This window comes from Ruegeria sp. AG6 (assembly GCF_056541565.1).
In genome coordinates this window covers 470,926-493,625 of record NZ_JBQFYQ010000001.1, presented here as the reverse complement: position 1 = coordinate 493,625, position 22,700 = coordinate 470,926, and the positions used below count along the sequence as shown (strand labels likewise).

The following is a 22,700-nucleotide window of genomic DNA, read 5'->3' as shown; positions in this document are numbered from 1 at the left end:
TGCGCTGCCCGATTTAGCAAAGGCAAAAAAGGGACAGCACAAGATGATCTACAACTCAGCCGAAGACTGGCGCACGGCAAGCCGCAAGAAGGTGCTGTTCTTTGGTATGTCCGGTCTGGGCAAGACATATGTCTCGAACATTCTTCGGGACTCAGGGAACTGGTTTCACTACTCGATCGACTATCGCATCGGCACCCGGTACATGGGCGAATACATAACCGACAATGCAAAGGCCGAGGCGATGAAAGTCCCGTTCTTGCGAGACCTGCTCCTGTCGGATTCCATTTACATCGGCTCGAATATCTCGTTCGCGAATCTGACTCCGGTCGCAGCCTATCTGGGCAAACCGGGCAACCCTGCCCTTGGCGGATTGGAAATGCCGGAATACCGCCGCAGGCAGGAACAGTTTCGGCTGGCCGAAATACACGCTCTGCTGGATACCGAGTATTTCATCGACCGGGCCGAGCGATTGTACAAATACCCCCATTTCATCTGCGACACCGGTGGATCGATCTGCGAATGGGTAGACCCCGAAGATCCGAACGATCGGGTACTGTCCGAGCTTTCGCAACACACCCTGATGATCTGGCTGAAGGGGGATGAGGAACACACGGCAGAGCTTGTACGCCGTTTTGACAAAGCCCCAAAGCCGATGTCCTATCAGGCCGAATTCCTGACCAAGGCGTGGACAGATTATCTGGATCTGCAAGGCTGTTCGGAAGCGGATGTTGATCCCGATGATTTCGTCCGTTGGACCTATGCACAGGCCTTGGCGCACCGCCAGCCGCGTTACGAAGCCATGGCGAACAACTGGGGCGTGACGATTGCCGCCAACGACATCGGAAAAATCCGCGATGCCGCCGATTTCGATGAGTTGATCGAACACACACTTGAGACGACGCGCAATAACGCCTAACTACCAGTTTTCACTGATCTCTTAGAAGCCCGACACATGCCCATCAAAATCCCATCGGAACTGCCTGCTTTTGACGTCCTGACCAAAGAGGGCGTCATGGTCATGGACGAAGATCAGGCAATGCGTCAGGACATCCGCCCGCTGCGCATCGGATTGCTGAACCTGATGCCCAAGAAAATCCAGACCGAAAACCAGTTCGCGCGTCTGATCGGGGCGACCCCGTTGCAAATCGATCTGTCTTTGATCCGCATGACCGAACACCGGACCAAGAACACCGCCGCCGAGCATATGTCCGAATTCTATCGCCCGTTTCAGGAGATCAAGGATCAGAAATTCGACGGCCTGATCATCACCGGTGCCCCGATCGAACATCTGGAATTTCATGATGTCACCTATTGGGACGAAATCAGCGAGATCTTCGACTGGACCCAAACCAACGTGCATTCCACCTTTGGTGTGTGCTGGGGCGGGATGGCGATGATCAACCATTTTCACGGTGTCAAAAAGTACATGCTGGACGCAAAAGCCTTTGGGTGTTTCCGGCATCGCAACCTGGACCCGGCGTCTCCGTTCCTGCGCGGTTTCTCAGATGACTGTGTCATTCCGGTCAGCCGATGGACGGAAATGAAACAGGATGAAATCGATCGCGCACCCGGGCTGAGGACCCTGTTGGGCAGCGACGATGTCGGCCCCTGTCTGGTCGAAGATCCCGGCCATCGCGCGCTGTATATCTTCAATCACTTCGAATACGACAGTGATACGCTGAAACAGGAATATGATCGGGACGTCAGCAACGGCACGCCTATCAACGTGCCGATAAACTATTACCCCGATGATGATCCATCCAAAACGCCGCAGAACCGGTGGCGCAGTCACGCACATCTGCTGTACGGCAACTGGATCAACGAAATCTATCAGACCACGCCTTTCGACATGACAAAAATTGGCCACTAAAGTCCTGATATCCCTTGGCCTGGCCGTTCTGGGCCTTGTCATACTGACAACCTGGCGCAGCGCCCGGAACGAAGCGCTGGCCGAGGCGGCTTTCCCCCCCGAGGGTCGGATTCTGGATGTGGGCGGCATCGCCGTGCACGCCGTGGTCATGGGGGACGGCCCTGATGTCGTTCTGATCCATGGTTCCAGCGGGAACACGCGCGACATGACCTTTGCGCTGGCCCCCATTCTGGCCAGGTCATACCGCGTGATCGTTTTTGACCGACCGGGCCTGGGCTATTCCGAAAGCTTCAATCCGGATGGCGAAACCATCATTGAACAGGCGGATATCCTGCAACGGGCGGCGGCTCAGCTTGGTGCGGAAAAACCCATCGTGGCCGGGCAGAGCTATGGCGGATCGGTCTCGTTGGCCTGGGCCGTGACCCGACCCCAGAATATCTCGGCTCTGGTTCTGATCGCCCCGGCCGCTATCCCATGGGAAACGCCTTTGGATGGGTTCAACCGGCTTGCGTCAACCACGGCGGGCAATCTGCTGGCCTTGCCCTTGATCAGCTCTTTCGTGCCCGAGTGGTACGTCACACAGGTGTTGGACAAAGTTTTTGCACCGCAAACGGCGCCCGAAGGTTATGCGGATCATTTCGGGCCCGGGCTGACGATCCGGCGTGGCTCGATACATGCAAACGCCAAGCAACGCGCCAACCTGCTGGACGAAATTACCCGTCTGCAACCCAGATATGGCGAGATCTCCGTTCCGACGGAAATCATCCACGGAACGGCCGACGACACCGTTGGTCTTGAATGGCATTCTGAACGCCTGATCGAACAAATCCCCGGGGCCGAGTTGATCGAGCTACCGGGTGTCGGCCATATGCCACAGGTGGTCGCGGCGCCTGAGGTGGCCGCCGCGATAGATCGCGCGGCGCAGCGCGCGGGTTTGCGTTCACCCACGCTCTAATCCATAGTTAGATATGGATTTTATCGCGAGGTGACATATGGCCCGGTCAGGAAAAGGCTCTATCGAAAAGTATTTTCTGAAAGACGCGCCCAGATCTGTACGGGAAGAGATTCAAAACGCGAAAAAAGGCGATATTCTGAACCCGACCTACCCGTATTCCGAAAAAATGAAGACCAAGGATTATGAAGAGCAGATGGACCTGCTTCAGATCGAATTGGTCAAAATGCAATCCTGGGTCAAGGAAACCGACCAGCGGGTTGCCATCATTTTCGAAGGCCGCGATGCCGCCGGCAAAGGTGGCACCATCAAACGGTTTCGCGAAAACCTGAACCCGCGCGGCGCGCGCAACGTTGCGCTGGCCAAACCATCAGACGCCGAACGCAGCCAATGGTATTTTCAGCGCTACATCCCGCATCTGCCCGCCGCAGGAGAGATCGTGTTCTTAGATCGCAGCTGGTACAATCGAGGTGTCGTCGAGAATGTCTTTGGCTTCTGCACTCAGGAACAGCGTGAGAGGTTTTTCCGTCAGGTCCTGCCACTTGAAACGGGCCTGGTGAATGACGGCATCCATTTATTCAAGTTCTGGCTCAATGTCGGGCGCGCAGAACAACTGAACCGTTTTCTGGCGCGCGAAAACGACCCTTTGAAGCATTGGAAGCTCAGCGCGATCGACATCGCAGGGCTGAGCAAATGGGACGAATACACGCAGTCGATCTCGGAAACCCTGACCCGGTCGCATTCTGATGCCTGCCCGTGGACGATTGTGCGTTCTGACGACAAGAAACGCGCGCGGCTTGCGGCCATCCGAACGGTTCTGCATGCCTTGGACTATGATGAGAAGGACGAGAAGAGTATCGGCGAGATTGATGCCCGTATCTGCGGTGGCCCGGATATGTGGGAGGCGTAAATTGTCTCCCCGCCCTGCCCCGTCGATGCCTTCACGATCATGTATTGGACGACAATGCGTCGGTGGTCTATGTCCTTGTCTTCCAACACGCAATCAATGCAACTGAGGCCGGGATGACGAAACGCGGTTATCACCACGGAAACCTGAAGCAAGCCCTGATCGAGGCTGCCTTGTCCCTGATCGAAGACAAGGGCCCGACCGGTTTCACGCTGTCCGAGGCGGCCAAAACGGCCGGTGTCACGCCTGCCGCCGTCTACCGTCATTTTCAAGGGCGCGAGGACCTGATTGCCGAAGCCGCACGGCAGGGGTTTGAGATGTTCGCAGACCTGATGCAATACGCCTATGACGAGGGACAGCCTTCAGCCCTTGCCGCTTTTGAAGCAACGGGGCGTGCGTATCTGGCTTTTGCGCGCAAAAATCCCGGGCATTACATCGCCATGTTCGAAAGCGGGATTTCCCTGAACCGGACACCCGAATTGTCCTTGGCCGCCAATCGGGCGAAGGCCGTTCTTGAAAAAGCGGCCGCGGACCTGTCCCAGCATATTCCGCCTGACAAGCGCCCGCCCGCATCGATGTTCAGCGCCCATATCTGGGCGATGAGCCACGGCGTCGTCGAGCTGTACGCCCGAAATACCGGCGCAACTTCGCCTTTTCCTCCCGAAGATTTGCTGGAAAGCGGTATCGGCATCTACCTGCGCGGTCTGGGTCTGATCCCTCAGGACGAGTGACGCGGTCAGAACGAACGGCTGCCCTGAGGCATACTCAAGCCCGATGTCACGTTGATCAGATCCATCTCACCCATCCCCTTGATATCAACGCACCCCAGATCCGAGACCTGAAACTCGTCAATCAAGGCATATTTCATCTCTTCCGGGGCCACGATGTTCATGGGGTTGGCAAAGACCTGCAACCGGGACGCGATGTTTACGGCAGGGCCAAACACGTCATAGACATATTTCTGAATGCCCACGACCGATCCAACCGCCGCACCCATCCCCAATCCGATCCGGGCCTGCCACTTATGCGGATGGCTTTCGTTGCGGCGTTCGAGATAGCGCAGGAACCTTACCGCACAATGCGCCACGGCGGTCGCATGATCCGGTGTTGGATCGGGCATGCCTGACACGGCCAGATAAGCATCACCGATCGTTTTGATCCGCTCACACCCGAATTGTTCCACGATCCGGTCGAAAGCCGTGAAGATGTCGTTCAGTTCACTCAAGGTGACCGTCGGGTCGGTCTTGGCCGCAAAATCCGTGAACCCGACAAAATCCAGCATCACCACCGAAACCTGCTGATACAGCTGCGGTGTGACAACGCCGAACGTCTTGAATTCTTCATACACGGCTCGGGGCATCAGGTTCAGCAACAGGCGTTCCACTCTTTCCTTTTCGCGCTCAAGCTCTCGGGTGTTGCGCTCGACCATGGTGGAATAGCTGTCGATCATGCTTTCCAATTCGCGAATGCGAGTGATGTTCTGACATTCCACAATCAGCACCTGCTCGGACAAGCCATTGGCCAGTGAGACAGCGACTGCAAAGATCAAGGTCCTGCGTTTCGGCTTTATCTGCAATTCGACCGAGTACCGAAGGCCGGACTGCTTTACATCCTCCAGTTCCTTGGGGTCGAGATCCGGCAGAACGTCGCTTAAGGTGCTGCCCTTTTCAGGAGTGCCGAACCATTCCGTGAAAGGCCCGTTGTGAAACACGAATTGCAGGTCGGATGCGCGCACCACGGCGACGCCGACTCCGATCGCACGCAGCAATTGCTCGTTTATCGCCAGAATGCTCATGCCGCGTTCCGGGTGACTATGATCGAACGTTTGCCTTCGATTGCGGTCAGCGCAGTTTTGATGTCTCCGTCGGACATGCCATGCTGACTTAGCGCGTCGCCAAACAGCTCGGCCATGACGTCAAACTCATTGTGCGAAATGTTCAGATGCCGATGAACTGCTTCGATCCTGTCATCACTGAAAGATGCGGGCCCACCAATCAAGGACGAGACGAACTTGGTTTGATGGTCGATCAGGCGCGGCATATCAATGTCTTCGAAATGATGGCCGATCTCATCCGAATCCAGCGCCATTTCATAGAAGGTCATCACGACCCGGCTGATCGTTTTGAAACCGCCATATTTCTCATAAAGTGTCTGTGCCACACGAATACCCGCGCGTTACCAATCAATAACCCCACAACTTTATATCAAATCGATATTTTTGTTAACGCTTATGATTTTCTGGCCCAGACGGATCAAAAACCGTCTTGCTGAAAAGGAAAATCTGCCAGAGCACCGCTGAGGCCGAAGGGGATCTTTCATACGTTCTTTGGGTATGGGAAATGAAGGAAAGGCAACACTATCAGCGGGATTATCTTTTGACTGATCTTGAAGCACTCTGATGGGCTGGGCCGGATCAGCTTTGAACGCAAGCCAGCCCGCCCTTCTGGAAGAAAATTTCCTCTGGTTCCCCAAAATCCGCCGTTCAAAGAGAATTTGGTTTCAAAACGGCGTGTCCTCATGTTCACATGCAGGAAAACGGCACAACAATCGAAAGGACCCAAAGTGCAGGAACATGGATATGCGTCCGGGCGACTGAATCTTCCTTTTGTCGGAATATCGACCTTCGCAAAATCTCCATATGTCGAGAACTGGGACAGAATTGAGGCCGACGTTTGCGTGCTCGGCGCGCCGTTCGACTTTGGAACCCAATGGCGCCCCGGCGCGCGTTTTGGTCCTCGGGCCGTGCGAGAGGCATCGACCCTTTTCAGTTTTGGCCATGCCGGCGCCTATGATCATGAGGATGACGCTACCTATCTGGACAGTTCGGTTCGGATCGTCGACCTGGGCGATGCGGATATTGTCCACACCAAGACCGAGACGAGCCACAAGAACATAGCCTTTGGCGTGCAAAAAATTCTCGAGGCCGGGGCACTTCCGCTGGTGATTGGCGGTGATCACTCGGTCAACATCCCCTGCATTTCCGCATTTGAAAGCCACTGCGCTGAAAACGGCCCGATCCATGTTGTTCAAATCGATGCGCATTTGGACTTTGTGGATGAACGTCACGGCGTCACCAACGGGCACGGAAATCCCATGCGCCGCGCGATCGAGAAAGACTATGTTTCAGGGATGACCCAGCTGGGCATTCGAAACGTGTCGTCCACCGCCAAGGAAGGGTATGACGACGCGCGTGCGCGCGGATCGGACATCCTGTCCGTGCGGCAGGTTCGCAGATTGGGAACAGAGGCTGTTCTTGACCGCATTCCCGAAGGCAAACGGTACTATGTAACGATCGATATCGATGCGTTCTGTCCCTCGATCGCGCCAGGAACCGGCACTCCGAGCCACGGAGGGTTCTTGTACTATGACGTTCTGGAAATCCTTCAGGGACTGGCGAAAAGGGGCGACGTGGTGGGCATCGATCTGGTCGAGGTGGCCCCCGCCTACGACCCCACTGAAAGCACTCAGATTCTGGCGGCACAGCTGCTGTTGAATTTTCTGGGTTTCATTTTTCACGAACGTGCCCGACGCGCGTAAAAGCGGGTGGAGCAGAAGCTCCACCCCAAACCTCAGGCGTCGATAATGTTGTGTCCCGGCCCGTAGGGGAAGCCTGTGATGTTTTCGGCTCCGTCTTCGCCCACAACCAGAATATCGTGTTCCCTGTAACCGCCTGCACCGGGCTGGCCTTCGGGGATCCACAGCATCGGCTCGATCGAGACCACCATGCCGGGTTCCAGCACTGTGTCGATGTCTTCACGGAGTTCCAAACCGGCTTCGCGACCATAGTAGTGGCTCAGAACACCAAACGAGTGCCCATAGCCGAAGGAACGATATTGAAGCAGGCCTTCGTCGGCAAAAAACCGGTTGATCTCGGCGGTGATACCGGAACAGGTGGCACCGGGTTTGATCAAGCTCAGGCCAAGTTCATGCGCGGCCACATTGGCCTTCCACAGGCGCAGACTGTCGGCATCCGGCTCGCCCAGGAACAGGGTCCGCTCCAAGGCGGTGTAATAGCCCGAGATCATCGGAAAGGTGTTCAGCGAAAGTATATCACCTTTTTGCAACGCGCGTTTGGTGACCGGGTTATGCGCGCCGTCGGTGTTCAAACCCGATTGAAACCAAACCCAGGTGTCACGGTATTCGGCTTCCGGGTAGGCCCGCGCGATTTCCACTTCCATCGCGTCTCGGCCGGCCATCGCGATTTCGATTTCGGTTGCGCCTTCGCGGATTGCGGCATGGATCGCAGCACCACCCACATCGGCCGTGCGCGCTCCTCCCTTGATCAATTCGATTTCTTCAGCGGATTTAATCATCCGCGCAGCCATGGTGTCGGCCGCGATGTCAACCAATTCTGGCTCGCCCAGCATGTTCAGCGCCGTGTCCCGCGCTGCAAGCGTCATGTGGTCGCCTTCGATGCCGATCCGCTTTGCATTCCCGATCAGGCTCGCAACTGCCCGCCAGTAGTTGTCGCGTTTCCAGTCAGTATAAATCACGTTGTCTTCAACCGACCGGCGCCAAGGTTGCCCGGCATCAATATTGGCGGAAACGGTGGTGCAGTTGTCTTGGGTTACAACACAGCCATAAGGGCGCCCGAACGCACAGTATAGAAAGCCCGAATAATAGGCGATATTCTGCATCGATGTCAGCAGCACCACCGGGATATCCCGCTTGGCCATAATCGCGCGCAGCTTGCCAAGACGGCGGTCATACTCAGATTTGCTGAAAGGCAACGGGGCTTTGTCGCCATTGTGGCAGGTGAAGAACTGAGGGCGGTCAGAAATGTCAGTCATCCTTGGTCTCTCATCTATGCCGGGCGTGCATCTCCCGGCCACATGTCCCGGCGTTCAGGACAGGCGGTCTCGGGGTCCGAGAGCCGATCACCTCGGTAGTCGCCGCGACGCCATCGCGGCAGAGATGAACAGGTGAATCGTTAGATCAGACGGTTTGCTGCGTCAAGCGGGCGAAAGACCTCGCAGACGCTCCGACCGGCGTCGCAACAGTTCGACCGTCGTCAGCAGGGCAATGGACAGGACCACGAGGATTGTCGCAACCGCCAGAATGGTTGGACTGATCTGTTCCCGCAGGCCGGTGAACATCTGCCACGGCAACGTCTTTTGCGATGAGGATCCCACAAACAAGACCACGACCACTTCGTCGAACGATGTGATGAAGGCAAACAGGCCGCCCGAGATTACGCCCGGCAATATCAACGGCATCTGTATCTTGAAGAAGGTCCGCACCGGCCCTGCGCCCATATTGGCTGCCGCCCGCGTCAGAGATCGATCAAAGCCCACCAGGGTTGCCGTCACGGTAATGATCACAAAGGGAATACCCAGCACTGCGTGGGCCAGGATAACTTTCAGATAGCCTACGAAGTTCTTGTTCATGCCCAGTGTTCCTTCGAGGAAACGCCCGATATCACTGTAGAAAAAGAACATACCCGTCGCCGAGATGATCAGCGGAACAATCATCGGCGAAATCAGAATTCCCATGATCGCACGGCGTCCGGGAACGTGAGACTGGCTGAGCCCGATCGCGGCCAGCGTTCCCAACGTTACCGAGATAACCGTCGCAATCGGCGCGATGATCAGCGAGTTCTTGAAGCTGCGCTGCCATTCGTTGTTGGTGAAGAAATCACGGTAATGCTTCAGCGAATAGCCTTCGGGATCAAGCCGCAGCATCTCGGGCGTGAAGGTAAAGAAATCCTGCGCGTTGAAAGACAACGGCAACACCACCAGAATCGGCGTGATCAGGAACACGAAGATCGCACCACAGATCACGCGAAACAGGTAGTGATAGAAAACCTGCTGTGCCGTGAGATACGGCAGCAGCTTGCGCCGATACCGCCCCTCGTACAACCAATAGATAAACCAGGCGAAAAACCAGCCGCCGAGCAGGCCCAATACACCGCCCATCAGACCGGCCATTATGAAACCTATGACGCCGAACCCGATGATATTGATCCAGCGTGCGAGGTTTTCGTTCTTCACGATATTTATGTAGACCCAGGCCAGCCCCGCGATCAGGACAGCCCCGCCCAGTATGCCCAGAAGGACCGAACCATTTCCGGCCCCGACGAAAATGCCGGCAAATGCCCCGGCAAGTGCGACACTGGGCAAAACCATGGACATGGGTTTGCGGGATATCGGTGTCAGTGCTGCCATCTTGATTATCCCAACTTCACGTTATCGATGCCCACGATCTTGTCGTAGACCCAGTAGAGCAACAGCACGACCGCCAGAAGGATCGTACCCAAGGCCGCGGCCAGTCCCCAGTTCAGTGAGGACGAGATGTGATAGGCAATCCGGTTCGAGATGAAGACACCCTTTGTGCCGCCCACGATCTCGGGCGTGATGTAGTACCCAATCGCCAGAATGAACACGAGGATCGAACCGGCACCGATTCCGGGCACGGATTGCGGGAAGTAGATGCGCCAGAACGTCGTCCAGTTCGTTGCACCCATGGATTTGGCCGCGCGTGTATAAGACGGCGGAATGGTCTGCATCACCGAATACATGGGCAGGATCATGAAGGGCAGCAGGATATGTGTCATCGCGACGATAGTGCCGATCTGGTTGTTGATTATGATAAGGCGAGCATCATCAGCGACCAGCCCCAGCCAAACGAGGGTATCGTTAATAACCCCCTGTTGCTGCAACATGACCTTCCAAGCGGAGGTTCGCACCAGAAGGGACGTCCAGAAGGGCAAAAGGACCAGTATCATCAACAGGTTAGATACCCGCATAGGCAGCGTCGCCAACAGATAACTGACAGGGTAAGCAAGCAGGATACAAGCACCCGTAATCACGAGCGACATGAACAGAGTACGTCCAAAAAGCTTTATCAGGATTTGCTTGTCTTCGGGTTGAGCCTGCGCGCCTTCCGGGGTTCTGCGCATGTCGACGGCATTTAGGAAGTAACCATTGGTAATCACAGGTGAGTGGGTCTTGATCACCCGCCAGGTTTGCGGATCTCCCCATCCGTCATGAATCTCGATCAATGTTTCCTTGAACGGCCCATCCGTTTCAGGATCCAGTTTTTTGATCTGGCGCCCAGACCTGCGGAACATCGAAGACATGCCAGTCTCTTCGTAGTTCAAACGCGAACCGAGCCTTGTGTGTTCTTTGTTGTCAATCGCGACGATCATGTCGCGGACAAAGGCCTCGTAAACATCCTCGCCCGGCAACTCACCCGACTGTTCGTCCCAGTTGTTCAGGGCTTCGACGGTCAAGGGAAGTGTGTCGGACACGATGCTGTTTTCAACGGACCGAAACAACATCGATGCAATGGGAACGATGAATGAAAACAGGACAAAAAGAAGAAGCGGCGCAATCAACATCAACGCCCGGAGCTTCTGCCTGCGTAGAGAGCGCGCCAGCGACTGCTTGAGCGGTGTTCCATCAGCGGCCAGCATGGGGCCCGCGTTTTGGGTGGCGTCAGTCATTGTTGTCCCTTGGCTTTTCCTGGGTCAGGGGCAGTGTCCCGCCCCTGACAGTGTCACCAATTCAAAACCGGCTTATTGCGCCAGCCACGCCTGGAATTTGGCGTCGATGTCGTCACGGTAATCCGCCCAGAACTCGTAATTGTACAGGAACGTGTTCTTGGCGTTTTCCGGATCGGTTGGCATATGGGGCGCCATATCGATACCCAGTTCGGCATGCTCACCCACCAGCGGAGCCGACGATGCACGGGCCGGGCCGTACGAGATGTACTTGGCCTGATCCGCCAGACGCTGGGTGTCGGTCGCAAAGCGGAGGTAATCCAGCGCGCGTTGCTTACGCTCTTCGCTCAGACCGGCGGGGATGATCCAGCCGTCAATATCGAACACCTGCGCATCCCACAGCATGGCGACGGGCTGGTTCTGCTCCTCGATCACGCTGAACAGACGACCGTTATAGGTCGAGCCCATGATGACCTCGCCGTCGGCCAGCAGCTGGGGTGTGTCCGCACCGGCGGACCACCAAACAACACTGTCTTTGATGGTGTCCAACTTGGCCAGAGCCTGATCCTGACCTTCCGGAGTGGCCAGAACGTCATAAACTTCGTCCTTGGGAACGCCGTCGCAGATCAGTGCCCATTCCATGTTGTTGATGGGGCGTTTCTCCAGCGAACGTTTGCCCGGATAGGTTTCCAGATCGAAGACGGCGCAGACGTCCGTCGGCGGCGTGTCACCAACCAAATCGGTGCGGTATCCGAACGTGGTCGAATACACGATGCTCGGGATGTAGCAATCGCTGACGATCAGATCACCGAAGTCTTCAGATGCCGGCGTGCCATCGGGCGCCGGGGCCAGCATCGCGTCATGGTCGATTTCCATCGCCAGACCTTCGTCGCACAAGCGGATCGCGTCAGACGCCACGACATCGACCACATCCCAGGTGATGTTCCCCGCTTCGTTCATCGCGCGCAGCTTGGCCACCGCCTCGTTCGAGCTGTCATCGTTCAGAATGGTGACGCCGGTCTTTTCCGAATAGGGCTCGTGATACGCCTTCAACTGCGATTTGGAATAGGCCCCGCCCCAGGAAACGATGGTCATTTCCTCGGCCGAAACACCACCCGCCGCAATGGCGACGGCGGCCGTTGTCAGAAGGGTTTTGGTTGCTTTCATGTGTAAATAACTCCCAGTTAGTCCCGTTTATATGTGTGGTCAGCTGATGCACGGGCCTTCATCAGCCGGTCCCTCTGATAGAGCTGTGCTTGTTTCGCGCAGCTTGGTCTATGCGTCGAGCGCACGACAATCCTGGGCCAGCCAGCCGATCTCGATCTCCTGACCGGGGGTCAGGCGGACGGCATCTGGCGCGTTCCGGGTCTTGACGATGAACTCATCATTTCCTGCAACGGACATGCGGAAACGGAATACGTCACCCATGTAGATGAATTCTTTGACAGTCGCTTTCAGCGTATGAGCATCGGCGTGCAAGCGATCCTTGTTGAATTCCACCCGCTCAGGCCGGATTGACACCTTTGTCCTTTCGCCCGGATTGTGAACGTTGATCGGAACCGCGTCGATCTCGGACCCATCGTCCAGCTGGACAAGGCATGTGTCGCCATCAATCGATTTAACGACACCTTCCAAAGTGTTGTTTTCCCCGATGAATTGGGCAACAAAGCTGTTTTCGGGTTCTTCATAAAGCTGATCAGGCGGTGCAAGCTGCTGGATGCGGCCATCGTCGAACACGGCCACACGATCCGACATCGTCAATGCTTCGGTCTGGTCGTGGGTCACATAAACCGTGGTGATTCCCAATTCGTGCGCAAGACGTGTGATTTCGAACTGCATATGCTCGCGCAGCTGTTTGTCCAGTGCGCCCAGTGGTTCATCCATCAACACCAGTTCGGGTTCGAAAACCAAGGCGCGCGCCAAGGCTATTCGTTGTTGCTGACCGCCAGACAACTGAGCCGGGCGCCGGCCTCCAAACGCCCCCATCTGAACCATGTCCAGGGCACGTTGTACCTTTTCATCCCGTTCAGACTTGCCCAACTTGCGGACTTCCAAGGGGAACGAGAGGTTTTCGGCCACTGTCATGTGGGGAAACAGGGCATAGTTCTGGAAGACCATGCCAATTCCACGCTTGTGTGGAGGGATATTGTTGATGGGCTTCCCATCAAGAAGGATTTCGCCATGAGTGGCGGTTTCGAATCCGGCAAGCATCATCAGGCAGGTTGTCTTTCCAGACCCGGACGGCCCGAGCATGGTCAGGAATTCGCCTTTTGGCATTGCAAGGTTGAGATCTTTGACGACGAGATTCTCGCCATCATAAGATTTTTGTACGCGTTGAAATTCAACAAACGCGGCATCGGTATTTGTGTCGGTCACAAGACCCCCTGTTGCGTCAAATGATTATCCGAGTGTTGCGGATTTCATTGATCTGTAGTCAGCAGTTAAGACCATGCAGTGGGCACTTGGCAACAATAGATGACGCTTTTGCGAATTTTCATGTCATTTCTGCTGTTTCAATCAGCAAGATTGAGGCGGCGCATATGCCATGCAAGGCTTTGATTACTTGAAAGAACTGGCTTACCGATCCGCTTGCGAATCTCAGGAATCGCTTCAATCGTGCGCAGGTTGGTACAGCTGAGGAAAACGGCCTCGACCGATGGATCAGATCCCAGTTTCGTCGCGGCCTCGATCACCGACTGCACAGAAATCCGAGCAACCTTTGCCTCTTCGGCCTGCCCGAATGTCCCGAAAACATCCATGGTTATCCCGTTTTCCGAAAACGCGGCACGCAGCGGTGCGTTGACCTCTTCGACATAAGGCGACAGCAACGCAAACCTGGACACCCCAAGATCCGCGGCGCAGGCCGTGGCCGCGCGCAAAGGGTTCGTAACCTCTTTTGTATTGCACGACTGTTTGACAAGTTCCTCCACACGTTTTGAACCAATGACGGAACTTGCGGACGTGCAGCCATAACCCACCACCTCGAAAGGACGCGCGCTGGGCAGCAACCCTGCCGCCGCCGGCAGGGCCTCTTCCATCTCGGCCAGACTTTCTGGTGTCACTTCAATGCCGCTGGGTATCCGTGTTACATACAACGGGTTTTTCCGGTCCGAGAAAATCTTGCCGAACTCCGGCTCAATCGTCTCGTCGACCTGAAGAACAATCAATCCAAGCGGCGGGGCTTGCGGGTCGTCCTCGTCAAGCGTGTATGGCACGTAGGTCATAGCTGGATCATCTCCGGCCCGATACGCGGGCTGATAAAGCGCGGAACATCGTCTGTTACGACGATGTTTTCTTCGTGAACCAAGATCTTGCCACCAACGGCAATGCCCGGCTCCAAGGTCAGCACCATGCCAGGCTCAAGAACGGTCTGGTCCGTCGGGATGAGCGACGGCCATTCGGTCAGCGACATTCCCAACCCATGCCCCAACCGACCGGCATCTGTGCCTTCGGACGCCTTGGTCAGCACCGTGTTCATGGCATGAAACAACTCTGCTGCGGTGGCGCCGGGGCGCGCGATTTCGAATGCAGCATCCGACGCCTCAATCAGCCTGGCGTAAACAGATTTCACGCCTGGACTTGCCGGGCCGACAGACCAGTTGCGGTCGAAGTCACTGAAATAGCCATCCCAGACCAAGCCGGTGTCAAGCATCAGTACATCGCCAGCCTTCAAGGGGGACGACGACGCCGGAGAAATCACGTCAGAGTAACCGCCCTGCTCTGCCCCACCTGCGAGATACGGCACCCAGTCCGCGCCCTCTTCCAGACAGAGTATCTGGAAACCGCGAAATACTTCATCCAAAGGCACGCCGACCCGAGCAACCTCGGGAACCCGGGCGAAGGCTCGACCGGCTATGGCGCATGCGGTTTCGATTTTAGCTATTTCCGCCTCGGATTTGACCATGCGAAGTTGGCGCAAAATACCGTGATCTCCGGTGATGTGGCGCGAACCGAGCCTGTTTCGCAGGCGTTCAATATCCGACATGGGCATACGCGCGTGCGTCTCGTGACCATCGGGCATTCCGATACGGCCTTTGGGGGGTGTCAATTCCGTCAGGGTGTCCGTCAAAAGCGAGACGCCGTCATCCTGAAGATCGGGTGAGCTCCACGTTCGAATGTCATCGATCCAGGTTTGCCCCATCAACGAGGCGCCGATCGAGGGGATGACTGCAACCGGTTTACCAACCTCAGGCAGGATCAGGAACCAAGGACGGGTCGGGCTTTCCCAGAATCTGGTCAGGTATCCGGTAAAGTAACGCACGTCGGTTTCCGTGGTCAGCAGCAGCGCCGACAGGCCAGCGGCATTCATCATCACCTGTGCGCGTTCGGTGCGCGCTGAGAATTCTGCTGGCTCGAACCCTCTCATCCGGCGACCTCAGAGGTGGGGCGCCGCATGCAGCCTGAAACGTGGAAATGACACCGCTTGAATGGCCCGATGCTTCGGCCCGTTCGGTGCGGATTGATATCGGTTTTCATGCAGCCCCCCTGAATTTTCGTTCGTTGACGTGAGCGGATCGGTAGGGTTCTGTCAACCAAAGTCTTTTGTTGACCGGAGGCGCCAATGACCCACTCTGATCCAGCCTTCAGCCGGGCGGAATATGATCGCCGTCTTGCCAAGACCCGAAAGGCGATGGCCGCAAAAGGAATTGATTGCCTTTTTGTCGAAGACCCTTCGAACATTGGATGGCTCACCGGGTATGAGGGCTGGTCTTTTTACGTTCACCAGGGTGCCTTGATCTTTCTTGACGCGGACCCGATCTGGTGGGGGCGCCGGCAGGATGCAAACGGTGCGCTGCGCACGGTGTGGATGGGGGACGATCGGGTTTTTGGATACGCGGATCACTTCGTGCAGTCGACCACACGACATCCAATGCAGGATCTGGCCAAACTTATTGCGGACTGCGGACACGGCCAAAGCCGCATTGGGGTGGAACTTGACAATTATTACTATTCGGCCAAAGCCCATATTACTCTGACGACGGAACTGCCCGGGGCAACCCTGATCGATGCAACGGCCTTGGTCAACTGGCAACGGGTCGTGAAATCTGACGAAGAAATCGCCCTGATGCGCAAGGCGGCCCGGATTTCAGAGTTTGTGACTGACGGCGTGCTTGAGCGCGTTGAACCCGGCCTGCGCAAGAACGAGCTGGTCGCACAGATTTACCATGACGCGATAACGGGCGTCGGTGATGACTGGGGGGATTACGCAGCCATCGTCCCACTTTTACCGTCAGGGTCAGACGCCGCCGCGCCGCATCTGACATGGAATGGAGATGTGTTCAAATCGGGCGAATGCACCTTCTTCGAGCTCTCCGGCTGCTACCGCCGGTATCATGCTCCGTTCTGCCGGTCGGTATTTCTGGGTCAACCGCCTGATTATCTCAAAAGGGCTGAGGCGGCCTTGGTTGAAGGGTTGGAAGCGGGTCTGGAGGCTGCGCGCCCCGGCAATCGCGCAAAAGACATTGCCAAAGCGCTGGCGGCGCCTCTCGAACGTGCGGGGATCGAACGCGGCGCCCGCTGTGGTTATCCTGTCGGCCTCAGCTATCCTCCGGACTGGGGCGAACGCACGATCTCGCTGCGGGAAGAAGACAGTACGATCCTCGAATCTGGCATGACATTTCACTTCATGCCCGGGCTCTGGATGGACGATTGGGGGCTTGCGATCACCGAAACCATCCTGATCAAGGAAAACGGTCCCGCAGAGTGTCTGTGCAAACGACCGCGCAAAGTATGCGTCAAGCCCTAAGAGATATTCGAACGATCCAAGGCCCGCGCTTGATCAAACACGTATCTGATCAAGCAACCAGTCATGAAATAATGCGGCCGCTGGATTGCTGGCGTCAGCGGAAAGATAATACCCTTCGTTGCAGTCTACAGTGCTGTCATGTGCGCTTTCGACAAGACCGGTTATCATCGCATGTTTCGCCAGGAACTCGCTGATTAGGGCAACCCCACTGCCATGAACCGCCAATTGAAGCGCCATGCCGAACGTATCGACGAAAACGGCAGGCTGCCGCTGCACGCCCTGCTTGTCGAACCACAACTTCCATCCGCTTGACGTGCCGACTGCCTCTATCAGCGGAAGGTCAAACGGATCCCCTGCAAGCGTCGGCGCCTTGAGAGCGACAAGCCTGTCCGGCCACAAACGTTCGCCCCCCCTGCCCACTTGTTTTTCCGATCCGAACCTGACCTGAACGTCAGCTTGCGACGCGTGGAAATCGTCAGGCCAGATTGCACTGAGCAGCCGCACACTGATCTCTGGATTACGTGCGGTGAAGTCCGCGAGGTTTGGGGCGATGACCCATTGCGCGACGCTGACAGATGTGGCCACTGTCAGGACATCTCCTGGTGCGCTAGCGTCGGCCCTTCCGGCGGCGGCGGCTAGCGCCTCAAGCGCACTGCCGACTTCGGGCAGCAGTTTCCGCCCTGCATCCGTCAGGGCCAGACTCCGCGGATGCCTTATGAAAAGCGCTGTCCCCAGACGCATCTCAAGGGATTTCACCTGCTGACTGACTGCCGATTGGGTCAGGCCGATTTCCTCGGCCGCTGCGGTAAAACTCAGGGTCCGGGCCGCCGCCTCGAAGGATCGGAACCAGGTCAGGGGGGGAAGTGATTTTGCCATTGATCAAGTTAGCCATTAATCTTTTTAATGCGAAAGCACATAATTCAATCATTTGTCAAAAACCACACCCGTTTCTACCTTTTCCCAGCGCGACAGGAGAGGTGTGATGAAGCCGGAAATACGCAAGATTGTAACCTACGACGAGGAAGTTCTTGTCGAGGGATTTCGCCCTGCGGAAATCCCATGGCGCATGTTCGCCGTGGCCGCAGTGATTACCAATCCCTGGGCGGGTCGATATGTCGAAGACCTTAAACCGGAAATTCACGCATATGGTCCCGTACTGGGAAAGATGATGACGGACCGAATGATCGCGTTGGCCGGCAGAGGCGACGCAATCGAAGCCTATGGAAAGGCAGCCGTCGTCGGGTTGAATGGCGAGGTCGAGCACGCCTCGGGCATTATTCATACCCTTCGATTCGGCAACCACTACCGGCAGGCGGTCAGCGCAAAATCCTATCTGGCTTTCACGAATACGCGCGGCCCCGCAAATGCGCCGATCATGGTGCCATTGATGGACAAAAACGATGCCGGGCGGCGGTCTCACTACCTGACCGTTCAATTCTCGATCCCGGACGCACCGCGCGACGACGAAATTGTGGTGGTACTGGGGGCGGCAACATCGGGCAGACCGCATCACCGTATCGGCGACCGGTATCAGGATCTCAAGGATTTGGGTCATGACGTGGACAACCCGGCCGCGGTCTGAAATCGGCGGGCTGGCCGCCATCCAGGCAGGCACAGGTCCGGACATCCTGTTGCTGCACGGGGTTGGCCTGCGGGCCGAAGCCTGGGGTGCGCAGTTGGACGGTTTGGCGTCTGTAGCTCGACTGACAGCGCCGGACATGCCCGGTCACGGAGAAAGCCCACTAAGTTTTTTCGGCACGGAACTGTCGGAATACAGTGATGCTGCACACAACGTGCTTCGCGATCTGAAAGGGCCCGTCCTTGTTGTCGGCCACTCGATGGGCGCAATGATCGCGTTGGACCTTGCCACCAAGGCGCCCGACCGGATTTGCGGCGTCGTGGCAACGAATACCGTTTTTGAACGCGGCGCAAAGGCCGCGCTGGCGGTTCAGGAACGAGCGGCGGGGCTGGATGGGGAAACACCGGTTGATCCAACCAGCACGCTGCGCCGGTGGTTTGGTGACATCGGTTCGCCTGAACGTGATGCCTGCCGCGAATGGCTGACGGCAATGGATCCGGCTGCTTACAAGCTGGCCTATTCGGTTTTTGCCCAAAGCCGAACTCCGCGGCGCGACGCGCTGGAGAAACTCGCCTGCCCCGCGCTGTTCATAACCGGCAGTCAGGAGCCGAACTCCACCCCAGACATGTCGCACAAAATGGCCGAAGTCACCCCGAACGGCCGCGCGCTGATCATCGATGGGGCGGCCCATATGATGCCGATGACCCATGCAAATCAGGTCAACGCTGCCATTTCCAGCTTTCAAAGCGAGGTGCAATCATGACCGAACTTGATCCCCGCGACCTTCGGCGGGCATTCGGCAAATTCATGACCGGCGTGACCGTCGTTACCACGCGCAGCGCCTCTGGCATGGCCCTGGGCTTCACGGCAAACTCCTTCACTTCGGTTTCGCTCGACCCGCCGCTGTTGATCGTCTGCCCCGGCAAGAACTTGTCTTCATACGGCGAATTCTCGACCTGCACCCATTTCACGGTGAGTGTTCTGGCCGAGGGGCAAGAGGATGTGTCCAATACCTTCGCCGGCTTCAAAGGTGACCGGTTCGCCAAAACCGACCATGATCTCGACGCGCGAGAGATCCCTTTGATCAACGGCGCGGTCGCAACATTTTCCTGCCGGACCCACCAAGTGATCGAGGCAGGAGACCATTGCGTTCTGATCGGACAAGTCGAAGCCTATTCCCACAACGACCACCCGGCGCTGGGCTACGCGAACGGGCAGTACTTCAGCCTTGGCCTGGAACGCGGCGCACTTGAACCGACGGGGCGCAGGATCGTCTGTGGCGCAATCATCGAACACGAAGGCCGCGTGCTGCTTGAGAAAACGGAAGCCGGTTTCAGGCCGCCGCAGGTCACATTGTCCGACCGGCGACAGTTGCGCGACAGCCTGTGGCAGAATCTGCATGATCGTGGCATCGACGCACGTCTTGGCGTCGTCTACTCGGTCTATGACGATGCCACAGCGCATCATGTCTACATATTGGGCAATGCGCCGGAACTTCCCAAACACGGCAAGCTTGAGGCCGTCGCGATTGAAGACCTGGAAACCCTTTCCTACACGACGACGCCAATCACCACCATGATTTCCCGTTTCGCGCTGGAAAGCCGGACCCGCGACTTCTCACTGTATCTGGGCAGTGCGCAGCTAGGCGACGTGCACAGCTTTTCTGAAAGGACCTGATGGATGGAGTTTTCCCTTTTTGCACACATGGAACGGCTGAGCCCCGATCAACCCCATGAGAAGCTGTATGAAGAGTTCATCGCGCTGTGTAAAATGGCCGATGAGGCGGGAATGCGTGCCGTCTGGACCGGCGAGCACCACGGGATGGACTTTACGATCGCGCCCAACCCTTTGATGTCTTTGGTGGATATCGCACATCACACCAAGAACGTACGGCTTGGCACGGGTACAGTTGTTGCACCGTTCTGGCATCCGATCAAACTGGCGGGCGAAACGGCTGCGGCAGACCTGATGACAGGCGGCCGTATCGAGCTGGGCATCGCCCGCGGCGCCTATTCGTATGAATATGAACGGATGATGCCGGGAATGGATGCATGGGATGCTGGCCAGCGCATGCGAGAAATCGCGCCACTTTTGCCCCGGCTGTGGGAGGGTGACTGTGCCCATGATGGAGAATATTTCAAATTCCCCGCCACCACCTCGGCCCCCAAACCCGTGCAACCCGGCGGGCCGCCCATCTGGATCGCGGCGCGGGATCCGAACAGTCATGAATTCGGTGTGCAAAACGGCTTTAACATTCAGGTCACACCGCTCTGGCAGGGCATGCATGAGATTGAAACGCTGATGGGGCGCTTTGAAGATGCATGCGCAAACCATGAGGGGCCGCGCCCCAAGATCATGCTGCTACATCACACTTACGTTGGCAGCGACGATGGTGATCTGGGTCAGGCCGCTCGGGAATTGTCGCGCTTCTACAACTACTTCGGGGCCTGGTTTCAAAACAAGCGGCCGGTCCGGCAGGGCTTGATCCAGACGTTGACGGACAAAGAGATGGCGGCCAACACGATGATGGCACCGGAAAACCTGGCGCGCGATCTGACTGTCGGAACCCCGGATGGGGTCACGGAACGTCTGAAACGTTATGAAGATCTGGGCTATGATGAGTATTCGTTCTGGATAGACAGCGGTATGAGTTTCGAACGCAAACGCGCATCGCTGGCCCGTTTCATCGACGACGTCATCCCAAAGTTTCAGTGAGGATCGATGATGCATCAGAAACCACATTTCCAGCTTTACATCGACGGCGCGTGGACCGAAGGGGCGCGCGGGCAAGTGATGCATTCGCAAAACCCGGCGACGGGCCAAGACTGGTCCAGTTTCGCCTGTGCCGCATCCGAAGACGTTGACCGCGCCGTGTCCGCCGCGCGACGGTCACTTGATGATCCCGCGTGGCGCGACATGACGCAAACCGCACGCGGCAAACTGTTGTTCAAACTTGCCCAGCTGATCGAGGAAAACGCCGGACACCTGGGCCAGCTTGAGACCACAGACAGCGGCAAGCTGCTTGCCGAAACCGCAAGCCAAACAGCTTATGTCGGTGACTATTATCGATATTATGCAGGGCTTGCGGACAAGATCGAAGGGGCGGTTCTTCCGATCGACAAACCGGACATGCACGTCTTTACCAAACGCGAACCGATTGGTGTGGTGGTCGCTATCGTCCCCTGGAACGCACAAATGTTCCTGACCGCGACCAAGCTTGGCCCCGCGATAGCAGCAGGCTGTTCGGTCGTGCTGAAGGCCTCTGAAATTGCACCCGCTCCGATGCTGGAGTTCGCACGGCTGATCGATGAAGCCGGCTTTCCGCCCGGTGTCGTCTCTGTCATTACGGGGGATGCCGAAAACTGCGCCATCCCGCTTACGCGTCACCCGGACGTGGACCGGATCGCATTCACCGGCGGCCCGGAAACAGCGCGCCATGTCGTGCGCAATTCGGCTGAGAACTTTGCGGTAACTACTTTGGAACTGGGCGGGAAATCCCCGATCATCGTTTTTGATGATGCCAATCTGGATGGCGCGGCCAATGGTTTGATTGCAGGAAACTTCGGCGCCTCGGGTCAAAGCTGCGTGGCCGGCTCGCGGGGGTTGATACATCGCCCGGTACTGGAAGCGCTTGTTGACAAGATCGAACAGAAGATGAAGGGCGTCGCAATCGGCGACCCATTGGAAACGGCCACCCATATTGGCCCGCTTTGCACCACAGCTCAGGTGGACAGAATTCAGGCGACTTTGGCGAAAGCCAAAGAACAAGGCGCACGCATCCGCTTCGGGGGAAACCCTCTGGACCGGCCGGGCAACTTCATGGCCCCTACGCTGGTGGAATGTTCGAGTCCAGAGACCGAGACGCTGAAGGTCGAAATGTTCGGCCCCGTGATGTCTCTGCTGCCATTCGATACGGAAGAAGAAGCGATCGCATTGGCCAACGACTCGCAGTTCGGGCTTGGATCCGGCGTTTTCACTGAAAATGTCGCCCGCGCCCATCGGGTTTCATCCCGCCTGAAATCGGGAATTTGTTGGATCAACACGTATCGCGCAGTGTCCCCGATCGCTCCGTTTGGAGGCTACAATCAATCCGGCTATGGCAGAGAAGCCGGGATCGAGGCCATTCACGATTACACAAGGACCAAAACCGTCTGGCTGAATACGTCGGAACAGCCAATGTCGAACCCGTTCGTCATGCGGTAGCC

The 22,700-nt window shown here is 56.8% G+C and carries 22 protein-coding genes; 12 read left to right on the top strand and 10 right to left on the bottom strand.

The window, feature by feature from the left end:
* Positions 1-43: 43 nt before the first annotated feature.
* The 5 genes from ACR0I0_RS02395 to ACR0I0_RS02375 all read left to right on the top strand — a co-directional run bounded on the left by ACR0I0_RS02395 (position 44) and on the right by ACR0I0_RS02375 (position 4,460).
* The gene (locus tag ACR0I0_RS02395) at positions 44-916 is read left to right on the top strand and encodes an ATPase (protein ID WP_171613846.1); all 873 of its coding nucleotides are present in this window, start codon (positions 44-46) and stop codon (positions 914-916) included.
* Between the two features lie 36 nt (positions 917-952).
* Positions 953-1,870, top strand: a complete 918-nt coding sequence (metA, locus tag ACR0I0_RS02390) for a homoserine O-acetyltransferase MetA (RefSeq protein ID WP_171632856.1) — start codon at positions 953-955, stop codon at positions 1,868-1,870.
* Positions 1,860-2,825 (top strand): alpha/beta fold hydrolase, encoded by a 966-nt coding sequence (locus ACR0I0_RS02385; protein ID WP_480490052.1) that lies wholly within the window; start codon positions 1,860-1,862, stop codon positions 2,823-2,825. Before metA ends, ACR0I0_RS02385 begins: the two co-directional genes overlap by 11 nt.
* 37 nt (positions 2,826-2,862) lie before the next feature.
* Positions 2,863-3,732 (top strand): polyphosphate kinase 2, encoded by an 870-nt coding sequence (gene ppk2 / locus ACR0I0_RS02380; protein ID WP_480490050.1) that lies wholly within the window; start codon positions 2,863-2,865, stop codon positions 3,730-3,732.
* A gap of 113 nt (positions 3,733-3,845) precedes the next feature.
* The gene (locus ACR0I0_RS02375; RefSeq protein WP_152457804.1) at positions 3,846-4,460 is read left to right on the top strand and encodes a TetR/AcrR family transcriptional regulator; all 615 of its coding nucleotides are present in this window, start codon (positions 3,846-3,848) and stop codon (positions 4,458-4,460) included.
* Between the two features lie 5 nt (positions 4,461-4,465).
* Here the strand turns inward: ACR0I0_RS02375 and ACR0I0_RS02370 are convergent, their stop codons facing one another.
* Both ACR0I0_RS02370 and ACR0I0_RS02365 read right to left on the bottom strand, forming a co-directional pair.
* Positions 4,466-5,524 carry an adenylate/guanylate cyclase domain-containing protein gene (locus ACR0I0_RS02370; RefSeq protein ID WP_171632863.1) on the bottom strand — a complete coding sequence of 353 codons (1,059 nt, stop codon included), beginning with the start codon at positions 5,522-5,524 and terminating at the stop codon, positions 4,466-4,468.
* Positions 5,521-5,889: a group I truncated hemoglobin gene (locus ACR0I0_RS02365; protein WP_152457802.1), complete on the bottom strand. Its 369-nt coding sequence runs from the start codon at positions 5,887-5,889 to the stop codon at positions 5,521-5,523. Before ACR0I0_RS02365 ends, ACR0I0_RS02370 begins: the two co-directional genes overlap by 4 nt.
* A 402-nt stretch (positions 5,890-6,291) precedes the next feature.
* On the opposite strand from ACR0I0_RS02365, the gene speB reads away from it, so the two are divergent.
* The gene (gene speB, locus ACR0I0_RS02360; RefSeq protein ID WP_210092274.1) at positions 6,292-7,266 is read left to right on the top strand and encodes an agmatinase; all 975 of its coding nucleotides are present in this window, start codon (positions 6,292-6,294) and stop codon (positions 7,264-7,266) included.
* A 32-nt stretch (positions 7,267-7,298) separates the two neighbouring features.
* Here the strand turns inward: speB and ACR0I0_RS02355 are convergent, their stop codons facing one another.
* The 7 genes from ACR0I0_RS02355 to ACR0I0_RS02325 form a co-directional block, all read right to left on the bottom strand.
* Positions 7,299-8,519, bottom strand: coding sequence for an aminopeptidase P family protein (locus tag ACR0I0_RS02355; protein WP_480490048.1), 1,221 nt, complete (start codon positions 8,517-8,519; stop codon positions 7,299-7,301).
* Positions 8,520-8,681: 162 nt separating this feature from the next.
* Entirely contained in the window at positions 8,682-9,893 is a 1,212-nt protein-coding gene (locus tag ACR0I0_RS02350) for an ABC transporter permease (RefSeq protein WP_171723384.1), read from the bottom strand.
* Between the two features lie 5 nt (positions 9,894-9,898).
* Positions 9,899-11,173, bottom strand: a complete 1,275-nt coding sequence (locus ACR0I0_RS02345; protein ID WP_171723385.1) for an ABC transporter permease — start codon at positions 11,171-11,173, stop codon at positions 9,899-9,901.
* 72 nt (positions 11,174-11,245) lie between these two features.
* Positions 11,246-12,337 carry an extracellular solute-binding protein gene (locus tag ACR0I0_RS02340; RefSeq protein ID WP_171632876.1) on the bottom strand — a complete coding sequence of 364 codons (1,092 nt, stop codon included), beginning with the start codon at positions 12,335-12,337 and terminating at the stop codon, positions 11,246-11,248.
* Between the two features lie 108 nt (positions 12,338-12,445).
* The gene (locus ACR0I0_RS02335) at positions 12,446-13,546 is read right to left on the bottom strand and encodes an ABC transporter ATP-binding protein (RefSeq protein WP_171632879.1); all 1,101 of its coding nucleotides are present in this window, start codon (positions 13,544-13,546) and stop codon (positions 12,446-12,448) included.
* A gap of 137 nt (positions 13,547-13,683) precedes the next feature.
* Entirely contained in the window at positions 13,684-14,394 is a 711-nt protein-coding gene (locus ACR0I0_RS02330) for a maleate cis-trans isomerase family protein (protein ID WP_209833281.1), read from the bottom strand.
* Positions 14,391-15,536 carry a M24 family metallopeptidase gene (locus ACR0I0_RS02325; protein ID WP_480490045.1) on the bottom strand — a complete coding sequence of 382 codons (1,146 nt, stop codon included), beginning with the start codon at positions 15,534-15,536 and terminating at the stop codon, positions 14,391-14,393. The genes ACR0I0_RS02330 and ACR0I0_RS02325 overlap by 4 nt, the downstream gene beginning before the upstream one ends.
* Before the next feature lie 195 nt (positions 15,537-15,731).
* Here ACR0I0_RS02325 and ACR0I0_RS02320 point away from each other — a divergent pair, with 195 nt between their 5' ends.
* Positions 15,732-16,916 carry a M24 family metallopeptidase gene (locus tag ACR0I0_RS02320; protein ID WP_480490043.1) on the top strand — a complete coding sequence of 395 codons (1,185 nt, stop codon included), beginning with the start codon at positions 15,732-15,734 and terminating at the stop codon, positions 16,914-16,916.
* A 33-nt stretch (positions 16,917-16,949) separates the two neighbouring features.
* On the opposite strand, the gene ACR0I0_RS02315 is transcribed toward ACR0I0_RS02320, so the two are convergent.
* A complete protein-coding gene (locus ACR0I0_RS02315) occupies positions 16,950-17,792 on the bottom strand; it encodes a LysR family transcriptional regulator (protein ID WP_480490041.1) in 843 nt (280 codons plus the stop codon).
* 106 nt (positions 17,793-17,898) lie between these two features.
* On the opposite strand from ACR0I0_RS02315, the gene ACR0I0_RS02310 reads away from it, so the two are divergent.
* From ACR0I0_RS02310 to ACR0I0_RS02290, 5 genes are read left to right on the top strand one after another with little or no spacing between them, the layout of a single operon-like run.
* Positions 17,899-18,498: an amino acid synthesis family protein gene (locus ACR0I0_RS02310; RefSeq protein WP_480490040.1), complete on the top strand. Its 600-nt coding sequence runs from the start codon at positions 17,899-17,901 to the stop codon at positions 18,496-18,498.
* Entirely contained in the window at positions 18,470-19,258 is a 789-nt protein-coding gene (locus ACR0I0_RS02305; RefSeq protein ID WP_209833288.1) for an alpha/beta fold hydrolase, read from the top strand. The genes ACR0I0_RS02310 and ACR0I0_RS02305 overlap by 29 nt, the downstream gene beginning before the upstream one ends.
* The gene (locus ACR0I0_RS02300) at positions 19,255-20,172 is read left to right on the top strand and encodes a flavin reductase family protein (protein WP_480490037.1); all 918 of its coding nucleotides are present in this window, start codon (positions 19,255-19,257) and stop codon (positions 20,170-20,172) included. Before ACR0I0_RS02305 ends, ACR0I0_RS02300 begins: the two co-directional genes overlap by 4 nt.
* Before the next feature lie 3 nt (positions 20,173-20,175).
* Positions 20,176-21,210, top strand: coding sequence for an LLM class flavin-dependent oxidoreductase (locus tag ACR0I0_RS02295; RefSeq protein WP_480490036.1), 1,035 nt, complete (start codon positions 20,176-20,178; stop codon positions 21,208-21,210).
* 9 nt (positions 21,211-21,219) lie between these two features.
* Positions 21,220-22,698 carry an aldehyde dehydrogenase gene (locus ACR0I0_RS02290; RefSeq protein ID WP_480490034.1) on the top strand — a complete coding sequence of 493 codons (1,479 nt, stop codon included), beginning with the start codon at positions 21,220-21,222 and terminating at the stop codon, positions 22,696-22,698.
* Positions 22,699-22,700: the final 2 nt, after the last annotated feature.